This window comes from Nocardia sp. BSTN01, from assembly GCF_015354405.1.
GTDB lineage: Bacteria > Actinomycetota > Actinomycetes > Mycobacteriales > Mycobacteriaceae > Nocardia.
In genome coordinates, this window is the sequence record NZ_JADKYP010000033.1 from 19,533 (window position 1) to 44,939 (window position 25,407).

Consider the following 25,407-nt stretch of genomic DNA (forward strand, 5'->3'; position numbering starts at 1 on the left):
AGATGCATGCAGATCACATCCGTGCGCGGTGCCGTAGTCGCCGTTGCCGCCGGTGCGGCGGTCCTCGGCGCACCCGCGATAGCGCAGGCCGCCGGCCTGCCGCTGGAGCCGGCCACCCCGCAGGAAGAGGTCACCACCACTCAGCACGCGGGACCGGTGCTGGCCCTGTGGGATCCGCAGACCGGTTCGTCGTCGCTGTCGTCCAATGTCAACGCGCGCGGTCTGTGCATCTTCCAGAGCATCAGCGCCACGGGCGGGCTGGACTGCTTCAACGGCGCTCAGTAATCGGGCGGCGGGCGATCATCCGGATCTCGCTCGCCAGGGAGAACGGTTCGATTCGGCGGGCCTCGTCGGCGGCGAATCCGAACTTTCGATAGAAACTCCGGGCGCGTGGATTCTCCTCGAACACCCATAACGCGGTGTCGGTGTCGGGGAGGAGAATCGCGCGCAGCAATTCCTGTGCGATGCCGGTGCCGTATCGGTCGGCCCGGACGTAGAGCGCATACAGTTCCCGATCGGCGACGCGCGGTTCGTCGCGAGGCGGTCCGGCGTGCGTGAATCCGAGGACGCGGTCGCCGGGGGCGCGGGTGTCGTCGACGGCCAGCACGATGGTGTGCGCCGTTCGATCGGCCGCCGCGCCCCCGGCGACCGAATCGATGAGTGCGGCCCACCGAGCGGTGCGGCGGTCGACGTCGAAGGCGGCGAGCACATGCTCGGGCACCAGTCCGCGGTAGGCCTCACGCCACGATTCGATATGGCAGATCGCCAGATCACGGGCGTATTCGGTGGACGCCGTCACGATCCGCGGGCGGTGCGGGTTCACCCTGCGGTCCCGCCTGTCCGTCCGGGTGACCACATGACAACGCCCCGGTCACCCTGTGGGTGCGCCGGGGCGTCGAAGATGTCTACGCAGCTCAGCCGCGAACAACCTTTCCGGCCTTCAGGCAGGAGGTGCAGACGTTCATGCGGCGGGTGTTGCCGGGGGCAACCTGCGCACGAACGGTCTGGATGTTCGGGTTCCAGCGACGGTTGGTGCGCCGGTGCGAGTGCGAAACCGACTTACCGAAGCCGGGGCCCTTGGCGCAGACGTCGCAGACGGCAGCCATAGTCGCGAGCTCCTTCATGTCATGGGGGACCGCTGTCGGTGAGACAGCCTGTCCGGAAACTTTATCCTCAATGCCTACCGGCGCTACCGCCGGTGAACGCGACCAGCAGGGGCCGCGTGAGGCAACCCTGCAAGAGTAGCGGTCGGCCGTATTCGATGTCCAATCGCCCTGGGGCTCGCCTCGGCCACCCCGCAGCGGCCGTCTCGTCTCCGTCGCCGGATCCGCGTCCCTACCCGGCTTCGCGTGTCGAGGGTGTCGGTGCGGACGACTACCCTGGCTGGCGGATTCGACGGTGTGATCGCGGTGGCGGGAAGGACGGTGACGTGCGCGGGGTCCGGGAGAGGCTCGATGCGGCCGCACTGCGGCAGTGGGGTGCGCTGTGTGTGGAACATCTGCTCGCGCACCGCGAGGAGATCAACGCGCTGAACGTCTTCCCGGTGGCCGATTCCGACACCGGAACCAATCTGCTCATCACCATGCGCGCCGCGCTCGCCGCGACACGAGAGCACGGCGATGCCGGACCGTCCGGCGACGCCGCCGATCCGCTCGGCGCCATGGCCCGAGCCGCGACGGCCGCGGCGTGCGGGAATTCGGGGATCATCCTGTCGCAGGTGCTGCGGGGGCTGGCCGAGTCGGCCGATCGCGACGACCTCACCGCGGCCGCGTTGCGCACCGCGTTGCGCCGGGCGGCGGTCCTGGTCCGGGAATCGCTGAGCGAACCGGTCGAGGGCACCATGCTCACCGTGCTGGAAGCGGCCGCCGACCGCGCCGAGGACTGTGCGGAGGAGACGGTCGCCGCGGTGGCGGTCGCCGCCGCCGACGGGGCGGTGAAGGCGCTGGGGGAGACACCGTCACAACTGGTCGTGCTGCGCGCGGCCGGTGTGGTCGATGCCGGCGCGCGCGGGCTGCTGGTACTGCTGGACGCCCTGGTAGAGGTGTGTACCGGGAGCGCACCCGCGCGTCCGGTCTACCGGGTGACGAATCCAGGTCCCGGGCGGTCGGCCGCCGGACCGGCACGTCGCGATGCTCCGGAGGTGGATTCGGCGGACGTGCGGGCGAGCGGCATTGCGCTACAAGCGGATTCGTTGTCGGCGCGGCCGGAGACCGCCCTGCCGGATGCGCCCGCGGGCGACGGTCCCGTCGGGAATCGCGCCCTGCCACCGGGAGAAACCGATCACGCACACATCGCACATGCGCAGCACGTCGCGAAAGATGTTGCGCTACCAGAATTTTCGCCGCAGAGATCGTCCGGCACCGAGGCCATGCGGCGCGCCGGGAAGGAATCCGGCCGGCGCGATCGGGCGAGCGTGCCCCAGTACGAGGTCATGTTCCGGATAGTCGAGACCGATCCGGCGCGCGTCGAGCGGCTGCGTGCTGCCCTTGCCGCGCTGGGGGATTCGGTGGTCGTGGTGGGTGACGGTGAGGGCAGCTGGTCGGCGCATGTGCATTGCGCCGATGCCGGTGCGGCGGTGGAGGCCGGCTTGGCCGCCGGCACCCTGAACAAAATCCGGATCGAGGGTTTGTTCGGCACTTCCGTTGCCGCGCACGGACAGTCCGATCGAGGCATTCTCGCGATCGCCACCGGCGCGGGGGCGGTGCGGTTGTTCGAGGACTCCGGTGCGGTCGTACTCACCGGCGCGGTGACCGCCGATCGACTGCTCGCCGCCATTCGCGCGATGCCGCAGCGGGAAGTGCTGGTGCTGCCGAATGGGGCGTTGCCGGCACCGGAGCTGGTGGCGATCGGTATGGCCGCGCGGGACGGATGGCGCGAGGTGATGATGCTGCCCAGCGGCTCCATGGTGCAGGGGCTGGCCGCGCTCGCCCTGCACGACAGCGGGAGCCTGGCCGTCGACGACGCGCTGACGATGTCGCAGTCGGCCGCCAGTACCCGGTGGGGTGCGGTCCGTGTCGCCGCCGAACGCGCGCTGACCATCGTCGGCACGTGCGAGCAGGGCGACGGCCTCGGCCTGGTGGGCCACGACGTCGTCGTCATCGATCCGGACGTGCGCCGGGCCGCCCGCACCCTGCTCGATCGCATGCTCGGCCTGGGCGGGGAACTGGTGACGCTGCTGCTGGGCGCGCAGGCACCGGCCGGGTTGGCGGATGAGCTCACCGCACACATCACCACGGAATTTCCCGGCGTGGAGGTCGTCACCTACGACGGCGGTCAGGCCGTGGACCTGGTCCAGATCGGGGTGGAGTAAATGGCGACACTGAGCGACCGGCTCGATCACGTGCTGGGGGTGAAGGCGGCCGAACCGCTGGCCGACGCCTTCGATATGCATATCGTCGAGGATCTGCTGCGGCACTATCCGCTGCGTTACGCCACCCAGGGCCAGCCGCTCACCGAGGAGGCCCCGGAGGAGGGTGCCCACATCACGGTGGTGGGCCGGGTGAGCAAGACCGAACTGCGGCCGATGCGCCAGCGTCGCGGCAAACTGCTCAAGGTGGAACTCGACACCGGCTCGGCGAAGCCCGTGGAGATCACCTTCTTCAATGGCGACAAGGTGAATTACCTTGTCAAACAGGGTGTTCGGGCCATGATGTCGGGCACCGTGCACTGGTGGCGGCCGGACCGCTGGAATCTGTCGCATCCGTCGTATCTGATCCTGCCGGAAACCGCCGAATCGGTGGACAGTCTCACCTCGGTGCGCGGCGGCGGTGCCCTGCGCGGTCTGGCGGAGAGCGCGAAAGGCGCTGGGGGAGTGGATATCTCGTTCTTCGAACGGGAATACATCCCGGTGTATCCGGCGACGGCGAAGGTGCAGAGCTGGGACATCCTGGCATGTGTGCGGCAGGTGCTCGACCAGCTCGACCCGATCGACGATCCGCTGCCGCAGGACCTTCGCGAGGACCACGAACTGCTTGCCGTCTCGGATGCGCTGCGGCTGATCCATCTGCCCGAACGCAAATCCGATATCGATCAGGCCCGGCAGCGGCTGCGCTTCGACGAGGCGCTGGCGCTGCAACTGGTTCTGGCCCAGCGCCGTCACGACGCCGCCGGGCGCACCGCGCGGCCGTGCCCGCCGCGCTCGGACGGTATCGCCGCCGAATTCGAACAGCGCCTGCCGTTCGAGCTGACCACCGGCCAGAACAAGGTGATCGCCGAAATCTCCGGCGACCTGACGCGACCCCATCCGATGCACCGGTTGCTGCAGGGTGAGGTCGGTTCCGGTAAGACGATCGTCGCCCTGCACGCGATGTTGCAGGTCGTCGACGCCGGACTGCAGTGCGCGCTGCTGGCGCCGACGGAAGTCCTTGCCGCCCAGCATTATCGGTCACTGCGGTCCATGCTCGGCGATCTCGGCGCGGCGGGCGAACTCGGCGCCGCCGACCATGCCACCACAGTGGTGCTGCTGACCGGCTCGATGTCGGCGAGTGCGAAGAAGGCGGCACTGCTGGATGTGGTGACCGGGACGGCCGGCATCGTGATCGGCACGCACGCGCTGATCCAGGACGCGGTCGAATTCTTCGATCTGGGCATGGTGATCGTCGACGAACAGCACCGCTTCGGTGTGGAGCAGCGAGACGCGTTGCGCGCCAAAGCCAAAGACGGCATCACCCCGCATCTGCTGGTGATGACCGCGACGCCGATTCCGCGGACCATCGCGATGACCACCCTCGGCGATCTGGAAACCTCCACCCTGACCGAACTGCCGCGCGGCCGCTCACCCATCACCACCCGGGTCGTGCCGGCCCGGATGAAACCGGCATGGGTAGAGCGTGCGTGGGAGCGGATCCGGGAGGAGGTGGCGGCGGGCCGGCAGGCCTATGTGGTGTGCTCCCGCATCGGCGACGAGGAGGACGAGGGCGCATCGAAGAAGGGCGCCAAGTCGAAAGGTAAGAGCCGCAAACAAGCCGACGACGCCACGGGCGAGGCGCCGACCACCCACGCCGCGATCGACGTCTTCGAGACGCTGCGCACCGGACCGCTGGCGGATCTGCGGCTGGGACTGTTGCACGGCCGCCTGCCGACCGACGACAAGGACCGCGTCATGCGCTCGTTCAACGACGGCGATATCGACGTGCTGGTCTGCACCACGGTCGTCGAGGTCGGCGTCGACGTGCCCAACGCGACCGTCATGGTCATCGTGGACGCCGACCGGTTCGGCGTCAGCCAGCTGCATCAGCTGCGCGGCCGGGTGGGCCGCGGCAAGCATCCCGGTCTGTGCCTGCTCATCACCGAAACCTCGCCGATGGGTACGGCCATGGCACGGCTGGAGGCGGTGGCCGGCACACTGGACGGTTTCGAACTGTCGGTGCTCGATCTGCGGCAGCGCCGGGAGGGCGATGTGCTCGGTTCGGCGCAGTCGGGTACCGCGCGCAGCCTGAAACTGCTGTCGCTGCTCGACGACCTCGACGTCATCACCACCGCCCAGGTACTGGCGCGGGAGGTCGTCGACGCCGATCCGGGACTGACCGACCATCCGGGATTGGCGAATATGATGCATGCCGCCGTCGACTCCGAGCGGCTGCAATATCTGGCGAAGTCCTGATCAGCGGACCGCGGGCGGATACGGCAGATCGACGCTGGAATTCTCGGTGACCGCCAGCGGGCGGCCGATCTGCGGGAACGCGCGCTGCGGACAGGCGGGCCGCTCGCACACCTTGCAGCCGGCGCCGATGGGCACCGCGGCGGCCGGTTCGTCGAGTTGCAGGCCCTGCGAATACACCAGCCGATCGGCGTATTCGATATCGCAGCCCAGCCCGACCGCGAATTCCTTGGTGGCGGTGCCGAATCCGTGCGGACTGGGATAGGTCGTGCGCGCGATCCACAGATAGCGGCGGCCGTCCGGCATGGCCGCGACCTGCGTGAGGATCCGGCCGGGATGTGAGAACGCCTCGTGCACCACCCACAGCGGGCAGCTGCCGCCGACTCGGGAGAAGTGAAAGGCGGTGGCGGACTGGCGTTTCGAGATGTTGCCCGCGCGGTCGGTGCGGACGAAGAAGAACGGCACTCCGCGCTGTCCCTGCCGCTGCAGCGTGCTCAGCCGGTGGCAGACCGTCTCGAAGCCGACCTCGAAACGCAGGGAGAGCAGGTCGATGTCGTAGGACAGTTCCTCGGCCGACCGCAGGAACCTTCCGTACGGCAGCACCACCGCGCCCGCGAAATAGTTGGCCAGGCCGACCCGGGCCAGGGCCCGCGATTCACCGACCAGCGACGGGGTGGCGTCGAGGACCTCGTCGAGCAGATCGCCGTGCAGCAGGAAGGCGAGCGTGGTGGCGATCTGGAATGCCCGCTGACCGGGGCGCAGCCGGCGCGCGAGGATGAGGGTGCGGGTCTCGGGGTCGTAGCGCCGTTTCGGGACGGAGGGATCGGCGCCGTCGCCGCGGACCAGAACGGTGACCCCGGCTCGCTCCTCGGCCACGCGGGCCAGTTGCCGATCGATCGATCCGATGGTCAGACCGCATTCGTCGAACAGCCGTTCGGCAGCCAGATCCAGCTGGGGGATGTGGTTGTGATGATCGTAGAAGAAGTCGCGCACATCCTCGTACGGCATCGGGACGCCGGGCGCCCCGGTGGGGGCGGCGACCTTCGACGACAACAGATCGAGTTGATCGGTCGTGGCGCGCAGACGGCGATGCATCGCGACGATCGTCTTGGCGACCTCCGGTAGCCGGGTGGCGAGATCTTCGACCTCCGCGGCCGGCGGGGCGGTACCGCCGGCCGCCTCCACCAGCACCTCGTGCAGGTCCGACACCAGGCGTGCGTCGGAGTCGGCGGCGAAGAATTGCACATCCAGATCGAAGGTCGAATTGAGTTTCAGGAGAACGGGAATCGTCAGGGGTCGCTGGTCACGTTCGAGCTGATTGAGATAGCTGGGCGAAAGCTCCAACGACTTGGCCAGGGCGGCCTGGGTCATCCGTCGTTCTTCGCGCAACCGCCGCAACCGGGCACCCGCATACATCTTGCGCACGCCGCAGATGCTACCTCCACATCTTCGCAATCATTGCAATTTCGCGACTCGGCGCGTACAAAAATCTGCTGTTGCAAGGAGTTTTGATCAACTTCGGAAATGCGTAGCGTGCGAAGGATGCGGCTGGATCCGGCGGGTGCGCGATAGCGGAAGTGCTGCTGGGAGGTGGTGAACTACCGGGTGGAAAAGGTTGCCGGAAAGGCTGCTGGTGCCCGCCGGAGACAGATTTCCGGCAGCTGTCCGGCCGGCGACCGCGTGCGGGCGAGTCGCCGGCCGGCCGGCCTCAGCGCACCAGCGTGGCCGCCTCGACCATATTGCGCAGCGACGCCTCCACCTCGGCGCGGCCGCGGGTCTTGAGTCCGCAGTCCGGATTCACCCACAACCGTTCCGCCGGAACGGCTTTCATCGCTTCGCGCAGCGAGTTCTCGATCTCGCTCACGCTCGGCACCCGCGGTGAGTGGATGTCGTAGACGCCGGGCCCGATGCCGAGCGCGTATCCGGCGGTGGTGAGATCGTCGAGGATCTCCATATGCGAGCGCGCCGCCTCCACCGACGTGACATCGGCATCCAGTGCCGCGATGGCGCCGATGATCTCGCCGAATTCGGAGTAGCACAGATGGGTGTGGATCTGGGTGTCGTCGCGAACCCCGGCGGTGGCCAGGCGGAACGCACCCACGGCCCAGTCCAGGTACTGCCGCTGATCATCGCGGCGCAGCGGCAGCAGCTCGCGCAGCGCGGGCTCGTCGACCTGGACGATGCGGATGCCGGCGGCCTCGAGATCCACCGTCTCGTCGCGAATGGCCAGCGCCACCTGCCGCGCGGTGTCGGCGAGTGGCTGATCGTCGCGCACGAACGACCAGGCCAGAATCGTGACCGGGCCGGTCAGCATGCCCTTGACCGGCTTACCGGTCAGCGATTGGGCGTAGGTGATCCACTCGACCGTCATCGGCGCGGTGCGCACGACGTCGCCGTAGAGGATCGGCGGGCGCACGCAGCGGGTGCCGTAGGACTGCACCCAGCCGTGGTCGGTGGCGGCGAATCCGTCGAGCTGTTCGGCGAAGTACTGAACCATGTCGTTGCGCTCGGGTTCGCCGTGCACGAGAACGTCGAGCCCCAGATTCTCTTGTAGCGCAATCACATCCGCGATCTCGGCGCGCATCCGCTCACGATATTGCGCGTCGTCGATCCTGCCGGCGCGCAGGTCCGCGCGGGCGGTGCGGATCGCGGTGGTCTGCGGATAGGAGCCGATCGTGGTCGTGGGCAGCAGCGGCAGGCGCAGGTGTGCGCGTTGCAGCTCACGGCGGCGCTGTGCCGGTGCCCGCCGTGCCGGATCCTCACCGAGGCCGGCGAGCCGGGTTCGCACGGCCTCGTTGTGCAGGCGCGGATCGCGGCGGCGGCTCTCGATCGCGGCGCGCGATGCGGCGAGCTCCGCGGCGACCGCCTCGGTGCCCGCACCGACCGCATGCGCCAGGATTCGCACCTCGTCGATCTTCTCGGCGCCGAAAGCCAGCCACGACCGCAGCACCGGATCCAGACCGGGCTCCGCGTCCAGCGAATACGGCACATGCAGCAGTGAACTCGAGGTCGACACCGCCAGCGCGCCGACCGAACCCAGCAGGGTCGCCAGCTCGCTCAGCGCCGCTTCCAGATCCGTGCGCCAGATGTTGCGGCCGTCCACCACACCGGCCACCACCAGTTTGTCCGCCAGGGCGGGCACGGCGGCGACCTCGGAAATGGTTGTGCCGGAACGGAAGTCGAGTGCGATGCCCTCGACCGGCGTGGCGGCCAGGGCGCTCAGCGCCGGGCCGGGGGAGCCGAAGTAGGTGGCCACCAGGATGTTGGGCCGCTGGTCCCCGTCGCTCAGGGCGGCGTAGGTGGTGCGGACGGCGCCGAGTTCCGCCTCGGAGAGGTCGCGCACCAGTACGGGTTCATCGATCTGAACCCAGGCGGCGCCCGCGTCGGCCAGTCGGGCCAGCAGGTCCCGGTACAGCGGGATCAGCTCGGCCAGCCGGTCCATCGGCGCGACGCCGTCGACACCCTTGGACAGAGCCAGGAAGGTCAGCGGGCCGATCACCACCGGCCGGGCGGCGATGCCCAGTTCACGCGCCTCGCGCAGCTCGCCGAGCAGCGCCGACGGATCGAGGGCGAATCGGGTGTCCGGGCCGATTTCCGGCACCAGATAGTGGTAGTTGGTGTCGAACCACTTGGTCATCTCCAGCGGTTCGATGCCTTCGGCGCCGCGCGCGGCGGCGAAATAGCGGTCCAGCGGATCGCCGATGCCGCAGACTCGCGGCGGTAGCGCGCCCAGCATGACCGCGGTATCGAGCATCTGGTCGTAGAACGAGAAGGTGCCCACCGGTACCGCGTCGAGGCCGGCGTCGCGCGCCGCGGTCCAGCCCTGCGCGCGCAGCTGCCGGGCGACGGCCTGCAGTTCGGCGGCGTCGATCCTTCCGGCCCAATAACTTTCGACGGCACGTTTGAGCTCGCGCCGCGGCCCGATGCGCGGCAGGCCCAGAACCGTTGCGGTGAAACGAGTATGCGTTGTGACAGTCACGGTGTTCTCCAAAAGTGGAAGCCACTGGTCACCGCCGCACGACGGACGAAGCCCCGAAAAACACTGCCGCACCGGGGTATTCCGGTGTGCCGCGGGTCCGCCCGCCCGGTCCACGAGGCGGTGGCCGCCGGATACGGCGTATCCGGCACAACCGGCAGGTCTTCGGACTCACAGGCATCGGTCGTGCGGACCGGTCCGGAGAGGGGCCCCGGATGTCGCCTACTGGCCGTCGCTTCCCGGAAAGGATCCAGTGCTCATGACGGCGGTCGTTCCTGTTCACCGCTGCGGGACAGTCCCGGATTCCCACCGGGTTCCCTCTCGCCGGTCCGCGAGGACCGGTTTCGACGCTGCGCGCGACGCTCGGGGCTCCAACTCGTCGACGGCAGCGAACCAGCTGCGTTCCCGAGCGTAATCCACCGCGAGCGGCAGGGGAAACACCGCCCGCCCGGCTGCCGATGTTTCCGCTGGAAGAACACAACTTCGCAGACTCGCCGATCCGGTTTGTGAGGATGGCTGCGAAGCCCTATTCACTGTCCGGCCCCGCTCACCGGGCAGGTACCTTTATCGAATGTTCTCCAAAGTGCTGGTCGCCAACCGCGGGGAAATCGCCATCCGTGCCTTCCGTGCCGCCTACGAGCTCGGTATCGGCACCGTGGCGGTTTTCCCCTACGAAGATCGCAACTCGGTGCATCGCCTCAAGGCCGACGAGTCGTATCAAATCGGTGTCCCCGGACATCCCGTGCGCGCCTACCTCTCGATTCCCGAGATCATCAGCGCCGCCAAGTCGGCCGGCGCCGATGCGGTCTACCCCGGCTACGGCTTCCTGTCGGAGAATCCGGACCTCGCCGCGGCGTGCGCGGAGGAGGGCATCACCTTCATCGGTCCCTCGGCCGAGGTGCTCGAACTGACCGGTAACAAGGCGCGGGCCATCGCGGCGGCGAAGGCCGCCGGGCTTCCGGTGCTGAACTCCAGCGCGCCCTCGGCCGATGTCGAGGAGTTGCTGCGGGCCTCGGAGCAGATGGAGTTCCCGGTGTTCGTGAAGGCGGTCGCCGGTGGCGGTGGCCGGGGTATGCGCCGGGTGGCGGACCGGGTGCAGCTGCGCGAGGCGATCGAGGCGGCCATGCGCGAGGCGGAGTCGGCGTTCGGGGACGCGACGGTCTTCCTCGAGCAGGCGGTGATCAACCCGCGGCATATCGAGGTGCAGATCCTGGCCGATCAGCACGGCAACGTCATGCATCTGTTCGAGCGCGACTGTTCGCTGCAGCGGCGGCATCAGAAGGTGATCGAGCTCGCGCCGGCGCCGAATCTGGATCCCGCACTGCGCGAACGTATTTGCGCGGACGCGGTGGCCTTCGCGCGCCAGATCGGGTACTCGTGCGCCGGCACCGTGGAGTTCCTGCTCGACGAGCGCGGCCGTCACGTGTTCATCGAGATGAACCCGCGCATCCAGGTCGAGCACACGGTGACCGAGGAGATCACCGACGTCGACCTCGTGCAGTCGCAGCTGCGCATCGCGGCCGGCGAGACGCTCGCGGATCTCGGGCTGAGCCAGGACAGCGTGTCGATCCACGGTGCCGCGCTGCAGTGCCGGATCACCACGGAGGATCCGGCCAACGGCTTCCGGCCCGACACCGGGCGCATCACCGCCTACCGCTCGCCCGGCGGCGGTGGTATCCGCCTCGACGGTGGGGCGAATCTGGGCGCCGAGGTCGGCGCGCACTTCGACTCCATGCTGGTGAAGCTGACCTGCCGCGGCCGCGACTTCGGCGCGGCGGTGGCGCGCGCCCGGCGTGCGGTGGCGGAGTTCCGCATCCGCGGCGTGGCCACGAACATCCCGTTCCTGCAGGCGGTGCTCGACGATCCGGACTTCCGGGCCGGGCGGATCACCACCTCGTTCATCGACGAGCGCCCGCAGCTGCTGACCCAGCGCGGTTCGGCCGACCGCGGCACGCGCATCCTGCGCTATCTGGCCGACGTGACGGTGAACAAGCCGCACGGTGAGCGGCCGACGGCGGTCTATCCGCACGACAAGCTGCCGGCGATCGACCTGAGTGCGCCGCCGCCGGACGGCACCCGCCAGCGACTGCTCGAGCTGGGGCCCGAGGGGTTCGCGCGCTGGCTGCGCGAGCGCGACGCCGTCGGCGTCACCGACACCACGTTCCGCGACGCCCATCAGTCACTGCTCGCCACCCGGGTGCGGACGCGTGGACTGTTGACGGTGGCCGGACACGTGGCCCGGATGACGCCGGAGCTGCTGTCGGTCGAGTGCTGGGGTGGCGCGACCTACGATGTGGCGCTGCGGTTCCTGTACGAGGATCCGTGGGAGCGGCTGGCCGCACTGCGGGAGGCGATTCCGAACATCTGCCTGCAGATGCTGCTGCGCGGACGCAACACCGTCGGATACACGCCGTATCCGGAGCAGGTGACGCGGGCGTTCGTGCGCGAGGCCACCGATACCGGCATCGACATCTTCCGGATCTTCGACGCACTCAACAATGTGGATCAGATGCGGCCGGCGATCGACGCGGTGCGCGAGACCGGCACCGCGCTGGCCGAGGTCGCGATGTCCTACACCGGCGATCTGTCGAATCCGAACGAGAACCTCTACACCCTCGACTACTACCTGAAACTCGCCGAGCAGATCGTCGAGGCCGGTGCGCACGTGCTGGCGATCAAGGACATGGCCGGACTGCTGCGGGCGCCGGCCGCGCACACGCTGGTGACGGCGCTGCGCAGCAACTTCGATCTGCCGGTGCACGTGCACACCCACGACACTCCCGGCGGTCAGCTCGCCACCTATCTGGCGGCCTGGCAGGCCGGCGCGGACGCCGTGGACGGGGCGAGCGCACCGATGGCCGGCACCACGAGCCAGCCCGCGCTCTCGGCGATCGTCGCCGCGGCCGCGCATTCGCCCTACGACACCGGGCTGAACCTCGACGCCGTCTGCGATCTCGAGCCGTACTGGGAGGCGTTGCGCAAGGTCTACGCGCCCTTCGAATCCGGATTGCCGGGGCCGACGGGCCGGGTGTACCACCACGAGATTCCGGGCGGGCAGCTGTCGAATCTGCGGCAGCAGGCCATCGCGCTCGGGCTGGGCGACCGGTTCGAGGAGGTCGAGGCCAAATACGCGGCCGCCGACCGCCTGCTGGGCCGGCTGGTGAAGGTCACCCCGTCCTCGAAGGTCGTCGGTGATCTCGCCTTGTCGCTCGTCGGATCCGGTGTGGACGTGGAGGATTTCGCCACCGACCCAGCGCGCTACGACATCCCGGACTCGGTCATCGGTTTCCTGCGCGGCGAACTCGGCACCCCGGCCGGTGGCTGGCCCGAACCCTTCCGCAGCCGCGCCCTCGAAGGCCGCGGTCCGGCGAAGCCGGAAGTGCCGTTGACCGCGGAAGACGCCGCGGCGCTGGACGGGACGTCGCAGCAGCGCCGAGAGACGTTGAACCGGTTGCTGTTTCCCGCACCCACCGCGGAATTCCTGGCGCACCGGGAGAAATACGGCGACACCACCGGCTTGTCGGCGAATCAGTTCTTCTACGGATTGCGCCACGGCGAGGAACACCGCGTCGAACTGGAGAAGGGCGTCACCCTGCTGATCGGTCTCGAGGCGATCTCCGAACCGGACGAGCGGGGTATGCGCACGGTCATGTGCATCCTCAACGGGCAGTTGCGTCCGGTACAGGTGCGCGACCGCTCGATCGCCAGCGAGGTGCCGGTGGCGGAGAAGGCCGACAAGAACAACGCCGGCCACATCGCCGCCCCCTTCGCCGGTGTCGTGACGCTGACCGTCGGCGAAGGTGACACGGTCGCCGCCGGTGACACGGTCGGCACGATCGAGGCCATGAAGATGGAAGCCGCCATCACCGCACCTCGCGCCGGTGTCGTCGCCCGCGTGGCCATCGGCGCGGTGCAGCAGGTGGAAGGTGGCGATTTGCTGGTGGAACTGCGCACGAACGAGACCGCGGCCGAATGACGCTGCCGGTCAGCCACATTCGGGTGCGGGGCGAGGGCCGGCCGTGATCGGTCACGGACCGGCTCGCGCAGACCGTATGCCGGTGGACCGGTCGACGTCGTCGTGCGGGCGGGGCCGACCCGCCCGCACGGCCCCGCGCCCTCGGCGTGCCGTGGTGGGGGGATCGCGGTGACCCGGATCGTCGCGGGCACGGCCGGCGGTCGGCGGCTGCGGGTTCCGCCCGCGGGAACCAGGCCCACCTCGGACCGGGTGCGGGAAGCGCTGTTCAACGCGCTCGCCGCGCGCCTGGATTTCGACGGAATCCGGGTGATCGACCTCTATGCCGGTTCGGGTGCCCTCGGTCTGGAGGCACTGTCGCGCGGTGCGTCCCATGCGCTGCTGGTCGAATCCGATCGCAAGGCGGCCGCGGTCATTCGCGGAAATATCGCGGATCTGGCTGTGCCCGGCGCCGAAATGCGCCTGGGCACAGTCGCTTCCGTGCTGGCGACAGCACCGGCCGAGCCATACGACCTGGTGCTGTCCGACCCGCCCTACGCGGTCGCCGACGCCGCTGTCGAGGCCGACCTGCGGGCGTTGTCGGCCAACGGCTGGCTGTACGGGGACGCGCTGATCGTCGTCGAGCGGTCGGCGCGATCACCGGAAACGGCATGGCCCGCAGGGTATTCGGCGTTGAAGTCGCGCCGATACGGCGAAACTCGCGTCGACCTGGCGGAATACCGCGGGTAACCCCGACTCAGCCGCGACGTTCGGCGATGCGCGCGAGCAGTCGTTTGTGCACAGCCGGCGGCAGCATGCCGGTGACGTCGCCGCCGAAGGTCGCGACCTCCTTGACCAGGGAACTGGACAGGAAGCTCAGCGCCGGGTTGGTGGCCAGGAAGTAGGTGTCGACGCCCGAGAGGTGCTTGTTCATCTGGGCCATCTGCATCTCGTATCCGAGATCGGTGGCATCGCGCAGGCCCTTGACCATGGCGGTGATGCCCTGTTCGCGAGCGAAATCGACCAGCAGCCCGTACCAGGATTCGATCCGCACGTTCGGCAGATCGGCGGTCGCCTCGCGCAACATCTCGATCCGCTCGTCGACGCTGAACATGCCCTGCTTGCTCTTGTTGATCATCACGGTCACGACCACCTCGTCGAACTGCGCGGCCGCGCGCGAGATGACGTCGATATGCCCGTTGGTCACCGGATCGAAGGACCCGGGGCACAGTGCTCCAGCCATGCAGCGACGCTAACAGGTCCGGGCAGGCCGAGCCGATCGTGGTCGTCACAGCGCACGCAGCCGCAGCGGCGTCGCGGGCGGAAGCGGCGCGGGGCGGATGTAACCGCGGGGAGGCTGCTCGCGCGCCCGGCTCAGCGCGGCGTGTACGCGCTGCGCGGTGACTCCGGTGCTCAACTCACGCCAGGTGGTACGGATCGACCGAAATCCGTAGCGCCGCAACACCACATCCGGCGCTCGGCGCGGCGGGTCCCCGTGTACGCGTGCCCTTTTCGTCCGGTGCCCGTCGATCTCGAGCACCACGCCGGTCCGGCCCAGATACAGATCCGCCGTACCCAGCACCCGCCCGTCGTCGGCATGGATCACTCCGCCCGCGGCCGCCGGCGGGAATCCGAGCAGCCGCAGCAGCACCCGGACCCGGGAGTGGTCGACTCCGGGGCTGCGCGGATCGAGGAAACCGATCACGTGCCGGGCAGCGTCGACGCCGCGCCGGCCACGGGCGCGTGCCAGTTCGCGCGCCAATGCCGCTGCGGTGATGCCGAATTCGCGGGCGAGGGCGTCGCCGACGACGACCGCGGATTCGAACGGAAGCGTGCGTGCCAGATCGACGACGGTGCGGGCGGGACTGGTGACCAGCAGCCCGTCCCGTTCGACCACGACGGGGACCGGTGCGCAATGCACCGTCAGATTCGGCTTGATGCGCCCGCCGTGGCGTCGATTGCGCGTCACGTGCACGCGGTCCAGCAGCGCCGGGGACATCGGCGCGCCCAGCAGCACCGCCGCCGATTGATGGCTCACCACGGCGTCGGCCGCCATCTCCGGTAGCACCGCCGCCACCGCCAGCCGGTGCCGCGCCACGCCGTCCAGTTCGGCGAGGGCCGAGACCTCCGCGTACGCCCCGCGCCGCACGCGCCGCCAGCTTCCGGTCGCACACCGCCGCCGGATCTCGTCGTCGCTGACGCCGACCGACACCACTTCACGACGCCGATGCAGCCCACCGGCACCGGTCTGCCGCGCTGCGCCGCACCGGATTTCGGCAACGCTGTCGTGGGTCATTGCGGATCCCGGTGCGGGCGGGTGCGGCGTGGGTGGGGCAAGAGAGGGCAGGGGACCGGTACCCGAGGGCGTGGGGACGCGGCCGAGCGCAGACCTGCGCGCCAGAGGGTGGGTCTTCCCGGGCAGTGATTCCCCGAACGGTGGTGCATTGCCGAACCTCCCACGATGAGAACTCGCAACGACGTTTGCTGAGTTAGGACGTGGGGTAGAGAGACTCGGTTCCTTGCTCGAATGACCAGGTTGCAGCCGCACCCCGTGCATGAGCACGACGGGCGATCAGAACACCCAGAGTCGCAGGGTCAGGAAGCGCAGCGCACCGACGCCGGCGGTGATGCCGATGACGGCGATCGCCTCGGTGACGTCGGCGAGTCCGGGCGCCGCGATATCGAGGACCGCCAGCGCCCCCGAGGTGATGGCGAGTCCGGCCAGCGCCAGTCCACCGCCCTCGAGTTGGGCGGTGAGCCAGCCGACCCGGTCGGCGGCGTGGAAGGTGAGGCGGCGGTGCAGTTCGTTGGCCAGTGCCGTGCTGACGATGGATCCGGTCAGGTTGGCCAGCTGCGGCCCGCCGCTGTAGCAGGCCAGGAACAGCAGGAAGTAGCCGATATTGCTGAAACCGCCGACCAGTGCGAAGCGCACGAGTTGCGGCAGCCAGTGGTCGCCGCGCAGATAGTTGGCGAAGCGCGAGGCGAGGCGGCGGATGCGAGGCGGGGACTGCTGCGGCTCCGGCGTCTCGGCCAGCAGTTCGCTGTGCACGATGGATACACCCGGATCGGGCTGTGGGTTCACCCACATACCCGGAGGTGCCGGATAAAGGACAACCATTGTCGTTCCGATCGCACTGTGCCGGACGCCGTTGGCGGCGGGTTCCGGCTGGTCTACCGCTCGGTAGAAAAGATAGCACCAAGCGGAGAGAATTCCTCCACTTGATTTGTGTGGGATAGGAAACACCGCCCGACACACCGATGGTGATCTGGGCAGACACGCGGGATGCGGGCACACTGGGCCGAGAGCAGTAGTTCGGCACGAGAGTGGGGTCAGCAGGATGTATCGCGTATTCGAGGCACTCGACGAACTGGTTGCGATCGTCGAAGAGGCGCGGGGTATCCCGCCGACCCGCAATTGCATCGTGCCCCGCGGTGAGGTGCTGGAACTGCTCGACGATGTGCGTGAGGCGCTGCCCGGCGAACTCGACGACGCCCAGGACGTGCTCGACCACCGCGACAAGATCGTCTCCGACGCCCGCAATTCCGCCGAGGCGACGGTGACCGGGGCCAACGACCAGGCCGAACAAACCGTCGCCGGCGCCCGCGAGGAGGCCGACCGGCTGCTGGCCGATGCCAAGGCGCACGCCGACCGGATGGTCGCCGAGGCCCGCGCGCACGCTGATCACCTGGTCGCGACCGCGCAGGCCGAGGCCGACCGCATCGTGACCGACGGCAAGGCCGAATACGAGGCGCTCACCGGCCGCGCCCGCACCGAGTCGGAGCGGATGATCGCGGCGGGTCAGGCCTCCTACGACCGGTCGGTGGCCGAGGGGCAGGCCGAACAGGAACGCCTGGTGTCGCAGACCGAGGTGGTACGGGCCGCGCACGGCGAATCCGCGCGGTTGATCGACGCCGCGCAGTCCGAGGCGGACCGGTTGCGTGAGGAATGCGACCACTACGTCGATTCCCAGCTCGCCGATTTCGAGGAGACTCTGCACTCGACGCTGCGGACGGTCGGCCGCGGTCGTCAGCAATTGCGTTCGGGGACCGGCATTCCGGACTACGCCGCCGACTTCCGGCGCTGATCCGCTCGCGCTCGTTCCGGGATTTGGGGGGATCGGCGCAGTTCGCGTACTGTGGAGTGGTTGCCCAAACCCCCTCGAAACGTGAGTGAGTGCCCGATGTCCGCCCAGTCCGGTTCCGGTTCGCGTCGTCGTCAGACCGACGCGGATTTCGTGCTGGACACCCGCAGTCTGGGGCGTGCCCCGGGCTCGATCCGGCAGGTGCATCGGGTCGTCACCGCCCCCGAGAAGATCGGCTTGGACCTGATCGCGATCCCGGCCGGTGCCGAGATCGATCTCGATCTGACCCTGCAGGCGGTCTCGGAGGGTGTGCTGGTCACCGGTTCGGTGTCGACGCCGATCGAGGGGGAGTGCTCGCGCTGCCTGGAGTCGTTCACCGACGATCTGGAACTCGAGATCACCGAACTGTTCGCCTATCCGGACAGCGCGACCGAGCAGACCACCGAGGAAGACGAGATCTATCGGCTCGTCGACGACATGATCGACATCGAGCCGGTGGTCACCGACGCCGTCGGCCTGGAATTGCCGCTGCAACCGCTGTGCGAACCCGATTGCGCCGGGCTCTGCCCGGAATGCGGTGTCCGGATGGCGATTGCGGGTCCGGATCACACGCATGAGATACTGGACCCTCGCTGGGCGGGGCTTGCGAAATTCGCGAGCGAAACCCCCGGCACCGGCGTCTCCGACGCCCCATCAGACGTAGACCGATCTCTTGCCGACCGCAATGGTTCGGCAAGTTCGACGACAGAGGAGAAGTAGTCGTGGCCGTTCCGAAGCGCCGGATGTCTCGTGCCAACACCCACTCGCGGCGCAGCCAGTGGAAGGCCACCGCGCCGACCCTGATCACCTGCCCGAACCGGGCGTGCGGTCAGAAGACCCTTCCGCACATCGCGTGCCCCAACTGCGGCACCTACAAGGGCCGCCAGGTCACCTCGGCCATCTGATCTGCCGATCGGGTAGCCGCGAAGTGACCGCCGGTAAGGACGAAGCGGCCGCACCCGCAGCGGGCGATGCCGCTGACCACGCCAGCCTTCTGGAAGCGCTCGGCGTGGAGGTGCGTCCGGATCTGCTCCGGCTGGCGCTCACCCACCGTTCCTACGCCTACGAGAACGGTGGTCTGCCGACCAACGAACGCCTGGAGTTCCTGGGCGATTCGGTCCTCGGTCTGAGCATCACCGAGCGCCTGTACCTCGAGCATCCGGAGAAATCCGAGGGGGAGCTCGCCAAACTGCGTGCCAGTGTGGTGAATATGCACGCCCTGGCCGAGGTCGCGCGCGGCCTGGGTGAGGGCGGCCTCGGCCGTCACCTGCTGCTCGGTAAGGGCGAGGAGCTCACCGGCGGCCGGGACAAGGCGAGCATCCTCGCCGACGGGATGGAATCGCTGCTGGGCGCGGTCCATCTGCAACACGGCATCGAGGTCGCGCGCGGAGTCGTGCTGCGGCTGTTCGCCGAACTGCTCGAACGCGGTCCCCGGATGGGCGCCGGCCTGGACTGGAAGACCAGCCTGCAGGAGCTCACCGCGGAACGCGGTATCGGCGTGCCCAGCTACGAGATCACCTCGACCGGTCCCGACCACGACAAGGAATTCACCGCCACCGCGGTGATCGGCGGCACGGCCTACGGGCAGGGGGTCGGCCGGTCGAAGAAGGAAGCCGAGCAGAAGGCCGCCGGCGCCGCCTGGCAGGCGCTCACCGCGGACGGTTCCACCGAAGCCGGGGACTGATGCCCGAACTGCCCGAGGTCGAGGTGGTGCGGCGTGGACTCGACGAACACGTCGTCGGCCACGTCGTGGAATCGGTCCTGGTCAAACATCCGCGGTCGGTGCGCCGCCACGAACTCGGCGGCGACGATCTCGTCGCCCGGATGGCGGGCCTGCGAATCGAAGCGGCCCGCCGCCGCGGCAAATTCCTCTGGCTGACCTTCGACGATCCCGATGCCGCACTCGTCGTCCACCTCGGTATGAGCGGGCAGATGCTGGTGCAGTCCGCGCAGGCGCCGCTGGAGAAGCATGCGCATATCGTCGCCGGACTCGACAACGGCACGCAGTTGCGGTTCATCGATCAGCGCACCTTCGGTGGCTGGGCACTGAACCGGCTCGTCACGCTCGACGGTGAGGAGCTGCCGGAGTCGGTCGTCCACATCGCGCGCGATCCACTCGATCCCCGTTTCGACGCCGAGGCCGTGGTCGCGCGGATGCGGACCAAATCCTCCGAGATCAAGCGCGTGCTGCTGGATCAGACGGTGGTCTCGGGCGTCGGCAACATCTACGCCGACGAGGCATTGTGGCGGGCCCGCATCCACGGCGAACGCCCCGCCGCGGCACTCACCCGGCCCGCGCTGCGGCAGCTGCTGAGCGAGGTGCAAGCGGTGATGGGCGCGGCCCTCGACGCGGGCGGCACCTCCTTCGACGCGCTGTATGTCAACGTCAATGGCAATTCCGGATACTTCGAGCGGTCGCTGGCCGCCTACGGTCGCGAAGATGAGCCGTGCCGCCGCTGCGGCGCTCCGATCCGCCGCGAGAAGTTCATGAACCGCTCCTCCTACTCCTGTCCGCGATGCCAGCCGAAGCCCCGGCGATAGTGGCGAGCACGCGCTAGATTTGCGGTGTGTCCGATGACGCCACTTCGCATGAAGGGAGAACGGATGCGCAAGCTCACCTACTTCGTGGCCTCGACCATCGACGGGTATATCGCCACCCCGGACGGATCGGTCGATTTCTTTCCGGTCGGCGGTGACCACGGCCCGGCCATCACCGCCCAGTATCCGGAGACGCTGCCGACCAAGATCCGGGAATCGCTCGGGATCGAGAGTCCGGGCGAGAGCTTCGACACCGTGCTGATGGGCCGCAAAACCCATGATTTCGGCGTGCGGACCGGCACGTCGAGCCCGTATTCACATCTGCGGCAGTTCGTCGTGTCGACCACCCTGCCCGGCGATCCGGACCGGGACGTCGAGCTGATCTCCTCCGACCCGCTGGGACGGGTGCGCGGACTCAAACAGGAGCAGGGGTCGGGCATCTGGTTGTGCGGCGGCGGCGAACTGGCCCAGGCGCTGCTGCCGGAAATCGACCAGATCTTCCTGAAGTTGTATCCGATCGTGCTGGGGCACGGCCGCCCGCTGTTCGGCGCGGGACCGCGGCTGCCGGAGCCGGCGCTGTTCCGGGTCCTCACGGGCCGCGTGTTCGAGGACGGGGTGGCGTTCGTCAAATACAGCCGGATCCGCTAGTGGCCGATCATGTTCCGGATCCGGTGGCCGCGCTGCGCGAGATCGCGTTCTGGATGGAACGCGATCGCGCCCAGACCCATCGGGTCAAGGCCTACCGGCACGCGGCCGATGTCGTAGCCGAGCTGTCCGACGCCGATTTCCACCGGTACCGCGAATCCGGTGCCTGGCAAGAACTTTCGGGTATCGGTCCCAAGACCGCCGCGGTGATCGAGCAGGCCGTGGCCGGTGCCGTGCCGGGGCGGCTGGTCGAATTGCGTTCCGCCGCACAGCCGATCGCACCCGCGGGCGCCGAGGTCCGCGCGCTGCTGCGGGGCGATCTGCACACCCACTCCGATTGGTCCGACGGCGGCAGCCCGATCGAGGAGATGATGCGGACCGCGCAGGCGCTGGGCCACGAATATTGTGCGCTGACCGATCATTCGCCGCGCTTGAAGGTCGCCAACGGGCTCTCCGCGGAGCGGCTGCGCCGCCAGTTGGACGTGGTCGCCGAACTCAACGAGCGGCTGGCGCCGTTTCGCATCCTCACCGGTATCGAGGTCGACATCCTCGACGACGGCACTCTCGATCAGGAGGCCGATCTGCTCGCTCGCCTGGATGTCGTTGTGGCCAGCGTGCATTCGAATCTGCGGGCCGACTCGGCGACGATGACCAAACGCATGGTGTACGCGGTGGCGAATCCGAACGTCGACGTGCTCGGCCACTGCACGGGACGGTTGGTCGCCGGTAATCGTGGCATCCGGCCGGAATCGTCGTTCGACGCCGAACTCGTCTTCGAGGCCTGCCGCCGCTACGGGACCGCCGTGGAAATCAACAGTCGCCCCGAACGTCTCGATCCGCCGAGCCGGTTGCTGCGCCTGGCCGTGGAGATGGGCTGCCATTTCAGCATCGATACCGACGCGCACGCGCCGGGCCAGCTGGACTGGCAGGGCTACGGTTGTGAACGTGCCGCCGCGAACGGAGTCCCGGCCGATCGCATCATCAACAGCCTTCCGCTGCGCGAACTTCTGGAGTTCACCGCGCGGTGACGCCGGTGATCGTCAGAGGATCGCGAACGCGACGACCATGCCGATCGCCAGATGCGCGGCGGCCACCAGCAGCGACTGAATCCGATAGGTGGGCGATTTCAGCAGATCGCCGATGTGCAGGCCGACCAGCCATTCCAGCAACCGGATGGAGACCACCTGCGCGATGATGCCCACCAGCCCGTAGATCCCGGTGGCGATGAGGCCCTCGGTGAGCCGCCCGCCGGAGGAGTAGATCGCCAGCACCACGATCAACGCCATACTCACCATGCCCGCGGAGGCGATGACGACCGCGTTCGGATTCCCGGCGGCGACCATCTTGCGCAGCGGTCCGGGCGTGGAGCTGTCGATGGCCTGGAAGCCGATCAGCATCAGGGCCAGACCCAGCACCGCGTACAGCGCGATCGCGCCGACGCCGTGACCGACGGAGCTCCAATACCCTGATTCGAGCGCGAGGGTGGACGACACAGATTCCTCCGGTGATGTTGATCGAGTCGCTGAATGCTACTTGGTCGGAATGCGATGCGGAACGAAGGTGGCGCCGTCGTCGGTGATCAGGCCGGGTGATTCGCGGATGCCGAGACCGGCCGAGGTGTCGCCGACGATCCAGGCGCCGAGCACCGGGCGCAGGCCGTCGAAATCCGGTAGCGGATCCAGGAGTTGGTAGACGAACCCCTCCTCGCCGTACACGCCGCCGGTCGAGGTTTCCATCCCGGCGCCGACGATGGTCATATTGGCGCCCTCACGACCCAGCTTCGGTTTGCGGATGTACTCGGTGAGTTCGTGCGGATCGTCGAGATAGGCCGGCAGCAGATTCGGATGCCCGGGATACATCTCCCACAGCACCGCCAGCAGCGCCTTGTTGGACAGCAGTGTCTTCCACAGGGGTTCGACCCAGGCGGTCTCGGGGACCGAGTCCACCACGCGCCTGCCGAAATCGTCGTCGAGGGCCCATTCCCACGGGTACAGCTTGAAGATCGAACCGATCGGCGCCTCGGCCAGATCGACGAAACGCTCCAGCTCGGTGTCGAAGCCGATCTCCTCGATCGGCAGCGCGATGGTGTCGAACCCGGCCTCGGCGGCGGTTTCCTGCATATACGCGGTGGTCACGTTGTCCTCGCCGGAGGCGTCGGCCGAGGACCAGGTGAAGTGCAGCTGGTTGGTGGGCAGCTGGTCGAGCAGCTCGCCCCAGCGCTCGACGAGGCGTTCGTGCAGGGAATTCCACTGGTCGTCGTCGGGATAGACGTCGGTGAGCCAGTGCCACTGCACGATGGCCGCTTCCAGCAGCGAGGTCGGCGTATCGGCGTTGTACTCCAGCAGTTTCGCCGGTCCGCGGCCGTCGTAGCGCAGGTCGAAACGTCCGTAGACGTAGGGGTCGCTGCGCTGCCACGATTTCTTGATCGGCTCCCAACTCCATTCGGGCAGGCCGAAATCGGCGAAACGCTCGGTGAGCACGATCTGCTCGACCGCGTGCAGGCACATCGAATGCAGCACCTCGACCTGGGCCTCGAGCGCGAGGATTTCGTCGAGATCGAATTCGTAGTGCACCGATTCGTCCCAGTACGGGCGCGACTGTCCGTTCGCGTCGCGGCCGGGCGAGCCGAATACCAGCCCTTGATCGGCGATGATCTTCTGCCAGCCGGTACGTTGCCGGTTGCGCATCCGACGCATCTAGGAGCCTCCACTGGTGGAACCGGATTTACTGCCGAGACCGCCTCGTACGACGGTCCCGCTCTTGGTGCTGACGGTGGCTTTCTTCGGCGCGACCGTGCTACCGCCGACGGGCGCGCGCCCGACGGTGTTGTTGCCGCCGTAGTAATAGCGGTACTGGTGGCCGTTGTAGAGGAAGATGCCGGGCCCGAGCCCGCCACCGCCGTAATAGCCGCCGCTGCTGGCATAGGACTGGGCACGGACGCAGTCGTCGTCGGGGACGACCTGCTGGTTCCCGTTGTCGTCGGTGATGCAGTAGGCGGTCACATTCGCCGGGCGGTGTGCGGCCTGGTAGGCGAGATAACCGGTGCCGACCACCGCGGCGATGCCGGCGACCGCCACGCCGCCGATGAGCAGCCGTTTGCGGTTGCGCCGCTTGGTTTCCGCGGCCTCGGCCGCGGCCCGTTCGGCCTCTTCGGCGCGTTTGCGGGCCTTGTCGCGCGCTCGCGCTTCGGCCACCGTCGGCGGCCGGGGCTGGGTGACGCCGGCCTCCTGCCGCTGCATGCTGCCGCGCATCCGCCGGGGCTTACCGGTTTCGCCCGCGCCGCCGGTGTTCTCACCTTCGGATCCGGTCGGCCCCCCGGCGTCGGCGCCGAAAGCGTTGTCCGCCAGCGGGTTCGGCACGCCCGGGGTGGCGAGGCCGGGAATCGGTGCGGTGGGGTCCGGCAAGCCGGGCAGGATGGGTGTACCCGGAAGAGTCGGCGCGGTCTGCGGATTCGGGAGGGTGAGGTCCGGTTCGCCCAGGCGTCGCGTCGGTTCCGCGTCGGGCCCGCCGCCCGCGCCGCCGGGCTGTGCGCCGAAACGCACCGTCGGATCCGAGGCGCCGATTCCTTTCGACTGTCCGGACTCCGGGCCGCCGGTGCTGTCGTCCCCCGCGGGCGGGGTGTCGCGGGGGTCGTGCGAATCCCGATCCCCGGATCCGCCCGGCTCATGTGTTGCCAACGATCGACTCCTGTATCCCCGCCGCTACCGTTCCTCGAACCCGGTGATTCCGCCGAGGGCGGCGCCCCAGTTTTCCACAACCAGATCGACTCGACCAGGAGTGTCACCCGACCGCAACAATGCCAGCAAACGCTCGCATGCCGGTCGCGGCCCCTCGGCCACCACGTGCACACGCCCGTCCCGGGTGTTGCGGGCGTGGCCCACCACACCGAGCTCCAGCGCCCGCGCGCGCGTCCACCAGCGGAACCCGACGCCCTGCACGTAGCCGTGCACCCAGGCGCTGAGCCGGACGGGGTCGGAGCTCACGAGTCGATCTTGTCGATCTGGAACGTCAGGTTCACCGTGGTGCCCGCCTTCAGCGTCCGTCCGACTGTGCACACCTTGTCGATGGCGCGCTGCACGGTGACCAGCAATCGCTGGCGTCCGGCCTCGTCGAGTTCGGACAGATCCAGCTCGACGACCTCCTTCAGCTCCGGATACACCTCGTTCTCGCGGTCGGCGTCGCCGGAGACGCGGATGGTGGTGTCGTAGTTCTCGCCGAGCCGATTGGACAGCGGGAAGTCCGAACTCATCCCGGTGCAGGCGGCCAGCGCGATCTTCAGCAGCTCACCGGGGGTGAAGACGCCCTCGACGCCGTCGGAGCCGATGAGCACCTCCGCCCCGCGCGAACTGCGCCCGGTGTAGCGGCGGGTGCCGGTCCGCTCCACCCACAGGTCGGTCACCGGCTTCGGTGCCTTGGTCTGCGGCGCGGCCGCGACGGTCGCGGGCTGCGCCGAGGCGGCGGTGGGTGCGGCGGAGTTGGCGGTCTGTTCGGACATACCGTCGATCCTGCCATCGGGGCCGGCGCAGCCGCATCGCACACCGGCTTTCACCACGGCGTGAGTGGAGGGTTGTGTCCG

Annotated in this window: 24 protein-coding genes and 1 riboswitch; of the genes, 12 read left to right on the plus strand and 12 right to left on the minus strand. The window is 68.6% G+C overall.

The annotated features are described in order from the left end of the window. Window positions 1-6 precede the first annotated feature (6 nt). Window positions 7-285: a hypothetical protein gene (locus IRT45_RS23595; RefSeq protein ID WP_194808091.1), complete on the plus strand. Its 279-nt coding sequence runs from the start codon at window positions 7-9 to the stop codon at window positions 283-285. On the opposite strand, the gene IRT45_RS23600 is transcribed toward IRT45_RS23595, so the two are convergent. Both IRT45_RS23600 and rpmB read right to left on the minus strand, forming a co-directional pair. After that, on the minus strand, window positions 269-823 hold the full coding sequence (locus IRT45_RS23600) for a GNAT family N-acetyltransferase (protein WP_194808092.1): 555 nt from the start codon (window positions 821-823) through the stop codon (window positions 269-271). The two genes, IRT45_RS23595 and IRT45_RS23600, sit on opposite strands and share 17 nt — an antisense overlap. Window positions 824-914: 91 nt before the next feature. Continuing rightward, complete coding sequence (gene rpmB, locus IRT45_RS23605) at window positions 915-1,106, minus strand: 50S ribosomal protein L28 (RefSeq protein ID WP_011210730.1); 192 nt, start codon at window positions 1,104-1,106, stop codon at window positions 915-917. A 323-nt stretch (window positions 1,107-1,429) separates the two neighbouring features. On the opposite strand from rpmB, the gene IRT45_RS23610 reads away from it, so the two are divergent. Together IRT45_RS23610 and recG are read left to right on the plus strand one after the other, a co-directional pair. Beyond that, window positions 1,430-3,310 carry a DAK2 domain-containing protein gene (locus IRT45_RS23610; protein ID WP_309241123.1) on the plus strand — a complete coding sequence of 627 codons (1,881 nt, stop codon included), beginning with the start codon at window positions 1,430-1,432 and terminating at the stop codon, window positions 3,308-3,310. Then, window positions 3,311-5,602: an ATP-dependent DNA helicase RecG gene (gene recG / locus IRT45_RS23615; RefSeq protein ID WP_194808094.1), complete on the plus strand. Its 2,292-nt coding sequence runs from the start codon at window positions 3,311-3,313 to the stop codon at window positions 5,600-5,602. It abuts the gene before it with no gap. On the opposite strand, the gene IRT45_RS23620 is transcribed toward recG, so the two are convergent. Both IRT45_RS23620 and metE read right to left on the minus strand, forming a co-directional pair. Then, complete coding sequence (locus IRT45_RS23620; RefSeq protein ID WP_228534855.1) at window positions 5,603-7,015, minus strand: short-chain fatty acyl-CoA regulator family protein; 1,413 nt, start codon at window positions 7,013-7,015, stop codon at window positions 5,603-5,605. Window positions 7,016-7,307: 292 nt separating this feature from the next. Then, complete coding sequence (gene metE, locus IRT45_RS23625; RefSeq protein WP_194808096.1) at window positions 7,308-9,578, minus strand: 5-methyltetrahydropteroyltriglutamate--homocysteine S-methyltransferase; 2,271 nt, start codon at window positions 9,576-9,578, stop codon at window positions 7,308-7,310. Between the two features lie 135 nt (window positions 9,579-9,713). Beyond that, window positions 9,714-9,933: riboswitch (cobalamin riboswitch) on the minus strand. Between the two features lie 213 nt (window positions 9,934-10,146). Between metE and IRT45_RS23630 the strand changes: the two genes are divergently transcribed. Together IRT45_RS23630 and rsmD are read left to right on the plus strand one after the other, a co-directional pair. Further along, window positions 10,147-13,551 (plus strand): pyruvate carboxylase, encoded by a 3,405-nt coding sequence (locus tag IRT45_RS23630; RefSeq protein ID WP_194808097.1) that lies wholly within the window; start codon window positions 10,147-10,149, stop codon window positions 13,549-13,551. 168 nt (window positions 13,552-13,719) lie between these two features. Then, window positions 13,720-14,277, plus strand: a complete 558-nt coding sequence (gene rsmD / locus IRT45_RS23635) for a 16S rRNA (guanine(966)-N(2))-methyltransferase RsmD (RefSeq protein ID WP_194808098.1) — start codon at window positions 13,720-13,722, stop codon at window positions 14,275-14,277. A gap of 7 nt (window positions 14,278-14,284) precedes the next feature. Here rsmD and coaD read toward each other — a convergent pair whose 3' ends face one another. The 3 genes from coaD to IRT45_RS23650 form a co-directional block, all read right to left on the minus strand. Beyond that, window positions 14,285-14,770 carry a pantetheine-phosphate adenylyltransferase gene (gene coaD / locus IRT45_RS23640; RefSeq protein WP_030513019.1) on the minus strand — a complete coding sequence of 162 codons (486 nt, stop codon included), beginning with the start codon at window positions 14,768-14,770 and terminating at the stop codon, window positions 14,285-14,287. Window positions 14,771-14,815: 45 nt separating this feature from the next. Next, on the minus strand, window positions 14,816-15,823 hold the full coding sequence (locus IRT45_RS23645) for a hypothetical protein (RefSeq protein WP_194808099.1): 1,008 nt from the start codon (window positions 15,821-15,823) through the stop codon (window positions 14,816-14,818). A gap of 276 nt (window positions 15,824-16,099) precedes the next feature. Further along, window positions 16,100-16,609 carry a GtrA family protein gene (locus IRT45_RS23650; RefSeq protein ID WP_309241124.1) on the minus strand — a complete coding sequence of 170 codons (510 nt, stop codon included), beginning with the start codon at window positions 16,607-16,609 and terminating at the stop codon, window positions 16,100-16,102. 256 nt (window positions 16,610-16,865) lie between these two features. Here IRT45_RS23650 and IRT45_RS23655 point away from each other — a divergent pair, with 256 nt between their 5' ends. The 7 genes from IRT45_RS23655 (at window position 16,866) to IRT45_RS23685 (ending at window position 21,859) form a co-directional block, all read left to right on the plus strand. Then, on the plus strand, window positions 16,866-17,612 hold the full coding sequence (locus IRT45_RS23655; protein WP_194808101.1) for a DivIVA domain-containing protein: 747 nt from the start codon (window positions 16,866-16,868) through the stop codon (window positions 17,610-17,612). A gap of 96 nt (window positions 17,613-17,708) precedes the next feature. Next, on the plus strand, window positions 17,709-18,368 hold the full coding sequence (locus tag IRT45_RS23660) for a DUF177 domain-containing protein (protein ID WP_194808102.1): 660 nt from the start codon (window positions 17,709-17,711) through the stop codon (window positions 18,366-18,368). A 2-nt stretch (window positions 18,369-18,370) separates the two neighbouring features. Further along, window positions 18,371-18,553 carry a 50S ribosomal protein L32 gene (rpmF, locus tag IRT45_RS23665; RefSeq protein WP_030513024.1) on the plus strand — a complete coding sequence of 61 codons (183 nt, stop codon included), beginning with the start codon at window positions 18,371-18,373 and terminating at the stop codon, window positions 18,551-18,553. 23 nt (window positions 18,554-18,576) lie between these two features. Beyond that, window positions 18,577-19,332, plus strand: a complete 756-nt coding sequence (rnc, locus tag IRT45_RS23670; RefSeq protein WP_039779861.1) for a ribonuclease III — start codon at window positions 18,577-18,579, stop codon at window positions 19,330-19,332. Then, on the plus strand, window positions 19,332-20,189 hold the full coding sequence (mutM, locus tag IRT45_RS23675; RefSeq protein WP_194808103.1) for a bifunctional DNA-formamidopyrimidine glycosylase/DNA-(apurinic or apyrimidinic site) lyase: 858 nt from the start codon (window positions 19,332-19,334) through the stop codon (window positions 20,187-20,189). The genes rnc and mutM overlap by 1 nt, the downstream gene beginning before the upstream one ends. A 63-nt stretch (window positions 20,190-20,252) precedes the next feature. Continuing rightward, window positions 20,253-20,834, plus strand: coding sequence for a dihydrofolate reductase family protein (locus IRT45_RS23680; RefSeq protein ID WP_194808104.1), 582 nt, complete (start codon window positions 20,253-20,255; stop codon window positions 20,832-20,834). Next, window positions 20,834-21,859, plus strand: coding sequence for a PHP domain-containing protein (locus IRT45_RS23685; protein ID WP_309241125.1), 1,026 nt, complete (start codon window positions 20,834-20,836; stop codon window positions 21,857-21,859). The genes IRT45_RS23680 and IRT45_RS23685 overlap by 1 nt, the downstream gene beginning before the upstream one ends. Before the next feature lie 12 nt (window positions 21,860-21,871). Here the strand turns inward: IRT45_RS23685 and IRT45_RS23690 are convergent, their stop codons facing one another. From IRT45_RS23690 to IRT45_RS23710, 5 genes are read right to left on the minus strand one after another with little or no spacing between them, the layout of a single operon-like run. After that, entirely contained in the window at window positions 21,872-22,324 is a 453-nt protein-coding gene (locus IRT45_RS23690) for a DUF350 domain-containing protein (RefSeq protein ID WP_194808105.1), read from the minus strand. Between the two features lie 36 nt (window positions 22,325-22,360). Then, window positions 22,361-23,527, minus strand: coding sequence for a glutathionylspermidine synthase family protein (locus IRT45_RS23695; protein ID WP_194808106.1), 1,167 nt, complete (start codon window positions 23,525-23,527; stop codon window positions 22,361-22,363). Then, entirely contained in the window at window positions 23,528-24,508 is a 981-nt protein-coding gene (locus IRT45_RS23700; RefSeq protein WP_228534843.1) for a hypothetical protein, read from the minus strand. Window positions 24,509-24,532: 24 nt separating this feature from the next. Continuing rightward, window positions 24,533-24,814 (minus strand): acylphosphatase, encoded by a 282-nt coding sequence (locus IRT45_RS23705; protein WP_036503737.1) that lies wholly within the window; start codon window positions 24,812-24,814, stop codon window positions 24,533-24,535. Further along, window positions 24,811-25,326 (minus strand): OsmC family protein, encoded by a 516-nt coding sequence (locus IRT45_RS23710; protein ID WP_194808107.1) that lies wholly within the window; start codon window positions 25,324-25,326, stop codon window positions 24,811-24,813. The genes IRT45_RS23705 and IRT45_RS23710 overlap by 4 nt, the downstream gene beginning before the upstream one ends. Window positions 25,327-25,407 lie beyond the last annotated feature (81 nt).

Coding starts and splice junctions, on each gene's coding strand:
- IRT45_RS23595 (WP_194808091.1), top strand. CDS start 7: ATGCAGATCACATCCGTGCGCGGTGCCGTAGTCGCCGTTGCCGCCGGT.
- rpmB (WP_011210730.1), bottom strand. CDS start 1,106: ATGGCTGCCGTCTGCGACGTCTGCGCCAAGGGCCCCGGCTTCGGTAAG.
- recG (WP_194808094.1), top strand. CDS start 3,311: ATGGCGACACTGAGCGACCGGCTCGATCACGTGCTGGGGGTGAAGGCG.
- IRT45_RS23620 (WP_228534855.1), bottom strand. CDS start 7,015: ATGTATGCGGGTGCCCGGTTGCGGCGGTTGCGCGAAGAACGACGGATG.
- IRT45_RS23630 (WP_194808097.1), top strand. CDS start 10,147: ATGTTCTCCAAAGTGCTGGTCGCCAACCGCGGGGAAATCGCCATCCGT.
- coaD (WP_030513019.1), bottom strand. CDS start 14,770: ATGGCTGGAGCACTGTGCCCCGGGTCCTTCGATCCGGTGACCAACGGG.
- IRT45_RS23645 (WP_194808099.1), bottom strand. CDS start 15,823: ATGACCCACGACAGCGTTGCCGAAATCCGGTGCGGCGCAGCGCGGCAG.
- IRT45_RS23655 (WP_194808101.1), top strand. CDS start 16,866: ATGTATCGCGTATTCGAGGCACTCGACGAACTGGTTGCGATCGTCGAA.
- IRT45_RS23660 (WP_194808102.1), top strand. CDS start 17,709: ATGTCCGCCCAGTCCGGTTCCGGTTCGCGTCGTCGTCAGACCGACGCG.
- mutM (WP_194808103.1), top strand. CDS start 19,332: ATGCCCGAACTGCCCGAGGTCGAGGTGGTGCGGCGTGGACTCGACGAA.
- IRT45_RS23680 (WP_194808104.1), top strand. CDS start 20,253: ATGCGCAAGCTCACCTACTTCGTGGCCTCGACCATCGACGGGTATATC.
- IRT45_RS23695 (WP_194808106.1), bottom strand. CDS start 23,527: ATGCGTCGGATGCGCAACCGGCAACGTACCGGCTGGCAGAAGATCATC.
- IRT45_RS23710 (WP_194808107.1), bottom strand. CDS start 25,326: ATGTCCGAACAGACCGCCAACTCCGCCGCACCCACCGCCGCCTCGGCG.